At 46.8% G+C, this 9,020-nt stretch carries 10 protein-coding genes and 3 pseudogenes; 7 read left to right on the top strand and 6 right to left on the bottom strand.

Annotated features, from left to right (window positions below):
* Window positions 1–876: colicin-like pore-forming protein (locus ACJHYR_RS26150; RefSeq protein WP_410233174.1), on the top strand; the 876-nt coding region annotated here is incomplete at its 5' end.
* Here the strand turns inward: ACJHYR_RS26150 and ACJHYR_RS26145 are convergent.
* Window positions 873–1,214, bottom strand: coding sequence for a colicin E1 family microcin immunity protein (locus tag ACJHYR_RS26145; RefSeq protein ID WP_000058758.1), 342 nt, complete (start codon window positions 1,212–1,214; stop codon window positions 873–875). The two genes, ACJHYR_RS26150 and ACJHYR_RS26145, sit on opposite strands and share 4 nt — an antisense overlap.
* 47 nt (window positions 1,215–1,261) lie before the next feature.
* On the opposite strand from ACJHYR_RS26145, the gene ACJHYR_RS26140 reads away from it, so the two are divergent.
* The gene (locus ACJHYR_RS26140) at window positions 1,262–1,399 is read left to right on the top strand and encodes a colicin release lysis protein (RefSeq protein WP_001519492.1); all 138 of its coding nucleotides are present in this window, start codon (window positions 1,262–1,264) and stop codon (window positions 1,397–1,399) included.
* 196 nt (window positions 1,400–1,595) lie between these two features.
* Here the strand turns inward: ACJHYR_RS26140 and ACJHYR_RS26135 are convergent, their stop codons facing one another.
* Window positions 1,596–1,754: a hypothetical protein gene (locus ACJHYR_RS26135; protein ID WP_001354639.1), complete on the bottom strand. Its 159-nt coding sequence runs from the start codon at window positions 1,752–1,754 to the stop codon at window positions 1,596–1,598.
* A 669-nt stretch (window positions 1,755–2,423) separates the two neighbouring features.
* Window positions 2,424–2,615, bottom strand: a complete 192-nt coding sequence (locus ACJHYR_RS26130) for a Rop family plasmid primer RNA-binding protein (protein WP_000165985.1) — start codon at window positions 2,613–2,615, stop codon at window positions 2,424–2,426.
* A gap of 63 nt (window positions 2,616–2,678) precedes the next feature.
* Between ACJHYR_RS26130 and ACJHYR_RS26125 the strand changes: the two genes are divergently transcribed.
* The 4 genes and pseudogenes from ACJHYR_RS26125 (at window position 2,679) to ACJHYR_RS26110 (ending at window position 4,438) form a co-directional block, all read left to right on the top strand.
* On the top strand, window positions 2,679–3,002 hold the full coding sequence (locus ACJHYR_RS26125) for a MobC family plasmid mobilization relaxosome protein (RefSeq protein ID WP_000955996.1): 324 nt from the start codon (window positions 2,679–2,681) through the stop codon (window positions 3,000–3,002).
* A pseudogene (locus ACJHYR_RS26120) lies at window positions 2,992–3,312 on the top strand (nuclease); the annotation flags it as partial. The gene ACJHYR_RS26125 and the pseudogene ACJHYR_RS26120, both read left to right, overlap by 11 nt.
* A gap of 367 nt (window positions 3,313–3,679) precedes the next feature.
* Entirely contained in the window at window positions 3,680–4,198 is a 519-nt protein-coding gene (locus tag ACJHYR_RS26115) for an MbeB family mobilization protein (RefSeq protein WP_029400393.1), read from the top strand.
* A gap of 63 nt (window positions 4,199–4,261) precedes the next feature.
* On the top strand, window positions 4,262–4,438 hold the full coding sequence (locus tag ACJHYR_RS26110) for an MbeD family mobilization/exclusion protein (RefSeq protein ID WP_071791214.1): 177 nt from the start codon (window positions 4,262–4,264) through the stop codon (window positions 4,436–4,438).
* Between the two features lie 1,879 nt (window positions 4,439–6,317).
* Here ACJHYR_RS26110 and ACJHYR_RS26105 read toward each other — a convergent pair.
* The 3 genes and pseudogenes from ACJHYR_RS26105 to ACJHYR_RS26095 all read right to left on the bottom strand — a co-directional run.
* Window positions 6,318–6,494, bottom strand: a pseudogene (locus tag ACJHYR_RS26105) (transposase); the annotation flags it as partial.
* 525 nt (window positions 6,495–7,019) lie between these two features.
* Window positions 7,020–7,439, bottom strand: a complete 420-nt coding sequence (locus ACJHYR_RS26100; RefSeq protein WP_001254598.1) for an Exc2 family lipoprotein — start codon at window positions 7,437–7,439, stop codon at window positions 7,020–7,022.
* Window positions 7,440–7,522: 83 nt separating this feature from the next.
* A complete protein-coding gene (locus tag ACJHYR_RS26095) occupies window positions 7,523–7,960 on the bottom strand; it encodes a hypothetical protein (protein ID WP_012311396.1) in 438 nt (145 codons plus the stop codon).
* 259 nt (window positions 7,961–8,219) lie between these two features.
* On the opposite strand from ACJHYR_RS26095, the pseudogene ACJHYR_RS26090 reads away from it, so the two are divergent.
* Window positions 8,220–9,020, top strand: a pseudogene (locus ACJHYR_RS26090) (colicin-10); the annotation flags it as partial.

Genomic DNA, 9,020 nt, shown 5'->3' with positions numbered 1-9,020 from the left:
ACGCTGTCCGGAAAACGAAATGAGCTGGCTCAGGCATCTGCTAAATATAAGGAACTTGATGAACTGGTCAAAAAATTGTCACCAAGAGCTAATGATCCGCTTCAGAGTCGTCCTTTTTTCTATGCCACCAGTCGACGGACGGGAGCCGGTAAGATTATGGAGGAAAAACAAAAACAGGTAACAGCATCAGAAACGCGTATTAACCAACTTAATGCTGAGATAAATGGAATTCAGGGGGCTATGTCTCAGGCTAATAATAATCGTAATACAGCTGTTTTACGTGTTCATGAATCTGAAGAAAATTTGAAAACAGCGCAGACTAATCTCCTGAACTCGCAGATTAAGGATGCTGTGGATGCAACAGTTAGCTTTTATCAAACGCTATCTGAAAAATATGGTGAAAAATATTCAAAAATGGCACAGGAACTTGCTGATAAGTCTAAAGGTAAGAAAATCAGCAATGTGAATGAAGCTCTAGCTGCTTTTGAAAAATACAAGGATGTTTTAAATAAGAAATTCAGCAAAGCAGACCGTGATGCGATTTTCAATGCACTGGAATCGGTTAAGTATGAAGACTGGGCTAAGCATTTAGATCAGTTTGCTAAGTACTTGAAGATTACGGGACATGTTTCTTTTGGATATGATGTGGTATCTGATATCCTAAAAATTAAGGATACAGGTGACTGGAAGCCACTATTTCTTACATTAGAGAAGAAAACTGTAGATGCTGGAGTTAGTTATATTGTTGTTTTACTTTTTAGTGTGCTTGCTGGAACTACATTAGGTATCTGGGGGATTGCTATTGTTACAGGCATTCTATGTGCCTTTATTGACAAGAATAAACTTAATACTATAAATGATGTGTTGGGTATTTAATTATTCTTTATTGATATAAACAGTCCTAGCAATCCAAATGGGATTGCTAGGACCAAACAAAGTAGATTGTATAGCATAAATAGGTTTAATTTTGCCACGGGGGCATTATTTAGATTTTTTCTTTTTCTGAAAAAATCTTTCTTTATGAACTTAAAAAATATGTGTTCAATAGCATATTTTGAATATGGGCATAGAATAGTGCTTATCACGATTGCGTATAGCATCTTATCTGACGCTAGGAAATAATACCCTTCGTTGTTTTTTGTTATAAGGTATATATATATAAGTGTGCAATATAGGCCAAACAAAATGTTTTTTATGTAGTATCTTAAACTCATAAATTAAACCTCGTTATATATTCTTTTCATTTTATAAGGATCGAGTTATGAGGAAAAGATTTTTTGTGGGAATATTAGCTATAAACCTCCTTGTTGGATGTCAGGCTAACTATATACGTGATGTTCAGGGAGGGACTGTGGCTCCATCATCTTCTTCTAAACTGACGGGGATCTCTGTTCAGTAGAAAAGATCAAAGGATCTTCTTGAGATCCTTTTTTTCTGCGCGTAATCTGCTGCCTGTAAACGAAAAAACCGCCTGGGGAGGCGGTTTGATCGAAGGTTAAGTCAGTTGGGGAACTGCTTAACCGAGGTAACTGGCTTCAGCAGAGCGCAGATACCAAATACTGTCCTTCCAGTGTAGCCGTAGTCGGGCCACTACTTCAAGAACTCTGTTGCACCATTTGCGCCATCATCGCTCTGCTAACCAAGTTACCAACGGCTGCTGCCAGTGGCGCTTTGTCGTGTCTTACCGGGTTGGACTCAAGACGATAGTTACCGGATAAGGCGCAGCGGTCGGGCTGAACGGGGGGTTCGTGCACACAGCCCAGCTTGGAGCGAACGACCTACACCGAACTGAGATACCAACAGCGTGAGCTATGAGAAAGCGCCACGCTTCCCGAAGGGAGAAAGGCGGAGAGGTATCCGGTAAGCGGCAGGGTCGGAACAGGAGAGCGCACGAGGGAGCTTCCGGGGGGAAACGCCTGGTATCTTTAAGTCCTGTCGGGTTTCGCCACCTCTGACTTGAGCGTCGATTTTTGTGATGCTCGTCAGGGGGGCGGAGCCTATGGAAAAAGCGCCTCCGGCGCGGCCTTTTCTGGGGTCTTCGTTTTTTGCTCACATGTTCTTTCCGGCGTTATCCCCTGATTGTGTGGATAACAGTATCACCGCTTTTGAGTGAGCAGACACCGCTCGCCACAGCCGAACGACCGAGCGCAGCGAGTCAGTGAGCGAGGAAGCGGAAGAGCATCGGCATCTGCATGTTCTCCTTACGCATCTGTGCGGCATTTCACACCGTACATGGTGCACTTTTCATACAATCCGCACCGATGCCGCATGACTAAGCCAGTATACACTCCGCTATCGCTACGTGACTGGGTCAGGGCTGCGCCCCGACACCCCCTAAAACCTGCTGACGCGCCCTGACGGGCTTGTCTGCTCCCGGCATCCGCTCACAGACAAGCTGTGACCGTCTCCGGGAGCTGCATGTGTCAGAGGTTTTCACCGTCATCCCCGAAACGTGCGAGGCAGCTGCGGTAAAGCTCATCGGCGTGGTCGTGAAGCGATTCACAGATGTCTGCCTGTTCATCCGCGTCCAGTTCGTTGAGCTTTTCCAGCAGCGTTAATGTCTGGCTTCTGATAAAGCGGGCCATGTTAAGGGCTGTTTTTTCCTGTTTAGTCACTGATGCCTCCGTGTAAGGGGGATTTCTGTTCATGGGGTAATGATACCGATGAAACGCGAGAGGATGCTCACGATACGGGTTACTGATGATGAACATGCCAGGTTACTTGAACGCTGTGAGGGTAAACAACTGGCGGTATGGATGCGGCGGGTATGCCTGGGTGAGCCGGTTGCCCGTTCCGGGAAGCTGCCGACACTGGCACCGCCGTTACTGCGTCAGCTGGCTGCCATCGGGAATAACCTGAATCAGACGGCGAGGAAGGTGAACAGCGGGCAGTGGTCTTCCGGTGACCGGGTTCAGGTGGTGGCCGCACTGATGGCCATCGAGAGAGAGTTGCGCAGCTTACGGCAGGTCGTCAGGGAACAGGGAGCGCGGGATGATAGTTAAATTTCATGCCAGGGGAAAAGGCGGTGGCAGTGGTCCGGTTGATTACCTGCTGGGAAGGGAGCGTAACCGGGAAGGGGCAACGGTGCTTCAGGGTAATCCGGAAGAAGTCCGGGAACTCATCGATGCCACGCCATTTGCGAAGAAATACACGTCAGGTGTTCTGTCGTTCGCGGAGAAGGAGCTGCCGCCGGGAGGACGTGAAAAAGTGATGGCGAGCTTTGAGCGTGTACTGATGCCCGGTCTCGAAAAAAATCAGTACAGCATCCTGTGGGTTGAGCACCAGGACAAGGGACGGCTTGAGCTGAATTTTGTCATTCCGAACATGGAGCTACAGAGCGGAAAACGCCTCCAGCCGTACTATGACCGCGCAGACAGGCCGAGAATTGATGCCTGGCAGACGCTGGTGAATCACCATTACGGGCTGCATGACCCGAATGCCCCGGAGAACCGCAGGACGCTGACACTCCCTGATAACCTGCCGGAAACGAAACAGGCGATTGCTGAGAGCGTTACACGGGGGCTTGATGTGCTTTACCGTGCCGGAGAGATAAAAGACCGTCAGGATGTGATTCAGGCACTCACAGATGTGGGAGTTGAGGTTGTCAGGGTGACGCGAAGCAGTATCAGCATTGCAGACCCGAACGGCGGGAAGAATATCAGGCTGAAAGGAGCGTTTTATGAGCAATCTTTTACAGACGGGCGCGGAGTTCGAGAAAAAGCTGAAAGAGAGAGCCGAATCTACAGAGAAAGTGCTGAACAACGAGTTCAGGAGGCTCGGCGAATCTGTAAGCGAGGCTGTGACATCAAACGAGACGAAAATCAGAGACGCTATAGCCCTGTTCACAGCCTCGACAGAGGAATCGCTGGAGAAACACCGGGAAGGGGTGAAAGAGGCGATGAGGCAGCACAGGAAGGACGTGTTAAAGCTGGCAGGGAATACGGGCATGATGTTACTGGGGATAGTCTTTCTCCTGTTTACCGCGAGTGGCGGGACGCTCTGGTATCTTGGCGGGAGGATACAGGCGAACCTGGAAGATATCAGGAAGCAGGAAGAGACATTGCAGAAACTGAACGCGAAGACATGGGGCGTGGAGTTCGTGCAGGACGGGAACAGGAAATTTCTGGTCCTTCCGTACGGGAAATCAGCAGAGGTGATTCCCTTTCAGGGGAAAGAGTGGGTACATCTGAAGGAGTGACACAGAGTGACAGAGCTGGAAACACATTTGCTGAACGCCTTAGAGCAGCTGCAACAGGACTATATGCAGCGGCTGAACGAATGGGAGAGCGCCTTCGTGGAATTGCAGAAGATGTTTTCGCTTACGCAACGGGACAACGCGATGCTGAACGAGCGGGTCATGCAGTTGAGTCAGCAGGTGCAGCACTTGAGCGAGCAGACAGAACACTTGAGCCAGTTATACAGCGAGAGCAGGAGATAAGGGACGAACTACTGATACAGGAACGTGAACATGAGCTATTCCTAGAGCGTGAGCGCCATCTGGAAATACAGGAACGGACACTGGATGGCCCGTCGCTGGGATGGTAACCAAAGACAGGCTAAAGTGTTGTCAGCGCGTTTCCGGTGCATTTTTTTGGATAATGGTTGGTTCAGGGCACTAGGAACTAGCTTCAGTCAGGCCTTGCTGAAAACACAGGAACGCGTTAAAACGCATACGGACGCGTTTCTGGCGCTCAAAAACCATGGGGTTAGTGTGGGTAGTGTGTATAGCAACAGGAGCCTGGAACGCGTTCCGCTTCTTCTGTAATCGACGCCAGAATGCGTTTAATGCTTCTTCTGATGGTATCAGAGAGGAGCTGCTTGAGTTATTCCTGTTGGCCACAGAGCGTAATTATCTCCTTTTCAGATCCACACGGGGATACGTCAGAATCGGAACTGAGCAAGGATTACTGAAAGATACTGTTTGCCAGAAAAAAAATCCTCATACATGATGAGGATAAAGTCTTAAAGGTCCATTCTATGGAGTGTCGGATTGAAAAATTTCTCCGGATGATATCCTTCACAGTTTAAATGTGATTTCAACCATAAGTTTTTTATGGATTTTGTTAAATAAAAAAGAATTGAGTCGTGTTTCTGATATGTCTGAATATAATAAGTGAACAGTTATAAAATAATTGTTTTATATTTATTGTGAGTTTGATGTTATGTTCTGCATAAATAACTGTAGTTTAGAATATTATTCTTTTATATTTATAGCTGTGAGATGATAAATTATAAGTGTTCTTTGTGCTATAAAGAACCCCCCGTATAAGGGGGGGTAAAAGATGGGTTTACTTCTTTTTAGTCCATGCCCTGGTGAGCTACATGAAGCTCGACACTACAGTAAAAATTTGCAGTTTTTTTGAACTTTACGCAAGCAATTTATTTACATTGTAAAGAAAACCCCCTCAATTCCGGAGGGGGAGTGTAGGGAAGTGCCTGATTTATTTTATGTACGCGCAAAAATGAGATAGCTTTTATTAGATATCATCAGCCCTGTCTGCATCAGTCAGCTCCTTACAGCGTCAGGAGTACTGATGAAGGGGGGAACGTTCCTGCGTTTTTGCAAAGGCAATCCGGCTAGAGGCTTTACTACGCAGAAACATTCCGGACAACTTTTTACCCCAGTGTAACTTGTAGATCAACCAGATTTTGTTGCAGTAAAAATACAGTGGTTTCGAATTTGTAACATTTGTCACAAAAATAACATCAATATGTTGGTTTTCTGTTGATAAATGGTTTGGTCGCTGATTATGATTTCCTTGTACTCCACAGGAGTACAGTCATGTGCATACTAAAATCCGTGTTTTCGATAAAATTAAGGCCGTGATACAGAATCACGGCTTTTTTCTTGCCTGAAAGGATCATTTACGCTAGAAGAATTATGAGCGCGTCTCTGGTGTTTGTTGCAGGGATAATATCTAATATGGGGCACCGGAAACGCGCTCTCCCTTCGTATACAGAATGCCCATTAATTTCTTCTTCCTGATTTTCCAGACATATATTCTTGTGTAAATTAAAAAACAGAGCGTGTTTCTGGTGTGAATTTGTTGGCTACAATGTGCATTGTTGTTCTGTGTTCCAGAAACACGCTTCTTTTTTGAGATGCACATCGGTCTTATACAAAGAGGGATGGTTGTATCTGTGTCAGAGTTTTGTTATTTTTTGTATGCTCAGTTATTGATGGTTAATAATATCAAGAAAATCAGCAAGTTCCTTACACTACCCCTCTTCAGTAGAGGGGTTTTTTTATCTGGTACGCCGTAAAACCCGGTCCTTCAGGGCGTAGAGGATGTCAAAAATTTCTTCGAAAGGTAATACCCGGTATCCCGCTCATGCTGGCGAACCCAGACACGCAGGGTCTCTGGCGTACAGCCAATCTTTGGAGCAATGGAACAAATTGCCGCCCATTGTGAGTCATATTCGCCCTGGCTTTCCAGAACCATACGAACTGCCCGTTGACGGACTTCGGGGGAAAAACGAGTATTTTTAGTCATCCTGTTTACATCTTTCTCAGGAAGTTTAGTCTCCAGGATTTCCGGGGCGGTTCAGTCCGGCAGAGATAAATTGCCACGGGAAGTTAGAGAAAAGTGCGGGAAAATGTCTTAAGAATGATTCTGGAAGAACGAAAAGTAAGAAGCGCAAAGGCTATGAGGGCAAAAGAGTATCGTGCCGCAGCGAATACTTTTACCTGGCAGCCTGTACAGCGCAGGTGAATAGACATTCCCCTGACTCATCCTGCTCCCCTTGGCGGCGAAGGGGATTAATCCCTATCCTGTAACTTCTATTTTGTGGAATCGAAAACAGCTGAAAATTGTGAAAAAAAACCGTTTCAGTCGTCTCAGTAAGGAAATTCGCTTGTGATTCACCTGGATGCATAGGTATGCATAAGGTTAAAATTTATCAGGCGCGATCGCGGTAGTTTTTCGGGGGGGTTGTTGCGATTTTTACCTGTCTGCTGCCGTGATTGCGCTGAATGCATTTCAGCGGTGCGTACAATTAAGGGATTATGGTAAATCCACTTACTGTCTTCCCTCGTAGCCATCGAGATAAACCGCAGAAATCGTCTCAGCCAGCAGCCTGGATTTTTTCGGGGTAAGGTCTTTGCTGCGGTAATCAGTACCCGCAAATTGAGTTGTGCCCCGGAGTGAGTTTAAAAATTCCTGGCTGTGAAACTGCTGAATGCGTTGCTGCACATCACTCCGTGATTTTCCTGTCGCTTTATCCTTTGCTCCCATATCCCAGAACTGCCGGAAAAAAGGCACCATCATTCGTGTTGTGTCGGCCTTCTGGGTGGAAAAGTTAGGATCAAAACCATCGTCTGATGCATAAACGTAATGCCGGGTATGTTGTTCCACACTGCCCTTTGGCGTGCAGGCTGTCAGGACCGTTGCCGCTGTCAGCAGGGCGATAAGATACAGTGTGCCGCCGGAACGTCTCATGAGTGTCTCCTTACCTTTAAATCTTTGTACTCAGTGACTTATATTTAACCGCTGACTATCTTATCATCACTTGCAGTCGGTGCTCACCGGCTGAACAGTCTGGCCCAGAATCCCCGTTTTTTTTCCTGCTCCAGTGCCTGCCTGAGCTGCTCTATCTCTTTATGTAGCTGTTCCCGTTCGGCTTCCTGGCGCCGGCGTTCCGTAGCCTGTGCCTGTTTGTCCTCAAGCATCAGTGTCAGGCATTGTCTCAGCTCATTCAGCTCCCGGAGAATGCGTTCTGTCTGCTGATCATGTGGATTTTCTGCCTGTCCCGCACTGTGCCTTTCTGGTGTCTCATCCTGCTTTAATTCGCCGTATGCCCGGATCAGTTCACTGGTTTCAAACTCCCGCCGTCCGTCCTGGCCTGTACGATAACTGACAAGGCCTGCGCGCATATCACGGTAAAACTGTGAACGCGATCTGCCTGTCATTTTCAGTGCGTTCTGGAGTGTGTGCCATGCCATGAAGTGACAGTGTCCCATTAATGTCTCATATCATGGTTTCAGTAAAACATACTGGGGCCGGAGAACGGTAATGTTTGTGCTGGTTTTTGTGGCATCGGGTGGGAATAGCACGTGGTGTGGGTGGCTGTTTTTTTGATCGTTTTCACAAAAATGAAAATCCACAGGGTTGACAGGGAAAATGCAGCGGCGTAATTTTAAGCTGTATATAAAACCAGTGGTTATATATACAGTATATTGCTTTTAACTATTTGTTTTTAATGTCAAAGAGGATTTTATAATGGAAACAGCTGTAGCGTACTATAAAGATGGTGTTCCTTATGATGATAAGGGGCAGGTAATCATTACTCTTTTGAATGGTAATCCAGACGGGAGTGGCTCTGGCGGCGGTGGTGGAACTGGAGGTAGCAAAAGTGAAAGTTCTGCAGCCATTCATGCCACAGCTAAATGGTCTACTGCTCAATTGAAGAAAACGCAGGCAGAACAGGCTGCCCGGGCAAAAGCTGCCGCAGAAGCACAGGCTAAAGCAAAAGCAAACCGGGATGCGCTGACTCAACATCTGAAGGATATTGTGAATGAGGCGCTTCGTCATAATTCCACTCATCCGGAGGTTATTGACCTGGCTCATGCCAATAATGCAGCGATGCAGGCAGAAGCAGAGCGGTTGCGCCTTGCAAAAGCAGAAGAAAAAGCCCGTAAAGAAGCGGAAGCTGCGGAAAAGGCTTTTCAGGAGGCAGAACAACGACGTAAAGAGATAGAGAAGGAGCAGGCTGAAACAGAACGCCAGTTGAAACTGGCTGAAGCTGAAGAGAAACGGCTGGCAGCATTGAATGAAGAGGCCCGGGCAGTGGAGGTGGCACAAAAAAATCTTGCTGCTGCACAATCTGAGCTGGCGAAAGTGGATGAAGAGATTAAGACTCTCAATACCCGTTTAAGCTCCAGTATTCATGCCCGTGATGCAGAAATGAATACGCTGTCCGGAAAACGAAATGAGCTGGCTCAGGCATCTGCTAAATATAAGGAACTTGATGAACTGGTCAAAAAATTGTCACCAAGAGCTAATGATCCGCTTCAGAGTCGT

The sequence above is a fragment of the Escherichia sp. WS1450 genome (genome assembly GCF_046487395.1).
Taxonomy (GTDB): Bacteria; Pseudomonadota; Gammaproteobacteria; order Enterobacterales; family Enterobacteriaceae; genus Escherichia; species Escherichia coli.
This window is presented reverse-complemented; position numbering and strand designations above follow the sequence as displayed.

Coding starts and splice junctions, on each gene's coding strand:
- ACJHYR_RS26125 (WP_000955996.1), top strand. CDS start 2,679: ATGCTCACGATACGGGTTACTGATGATGAACATGCCAGGTTACTTGAA.
- ACJHYR_RS26145 (WP_000058758.1), bottom strand. CDS start 1,214: ATGAGTTTAAGATACTACATAAAAAACATTTTGTTTGGCCTATATTGC.
- ACJHYR_RS26115 (WP_029400393.1), top strand. CDS start 3,680: ATGAGCAATCTTTTACAGACGGGCGCGGAGTTCGAGAAAAAGCTGAAA.
- ACJHYR_RS26110 (WP_071791214.1), top strand. CDS start 4,262: ATGCAGCGGCTGAACGAATGGGAGAGCGCCTTCGTGGAATTGCAGAAG.
- ACJHYR_RS26140 (WP_001519492.1), top strand. CDS start 1,262: ATGAGGAAAAGATTTTTTGTGGGAATATTAGCTATAAACCTCCTTGTT.
- ACJHYR_RS26100 (WP_001254598.1), bottom strand. CDS start 7,439: ATGAGACGTTCCGGCGGCACACTGTATCTTATCGCCCTGCTGACAGCG.
- ACJHYR_RS26095 (WP_012311396.1), bottom strand. CDS start 7,960: ATGGGACACTGTCACTTCATGGCATGGCACACACTCCAGAACGCACTG.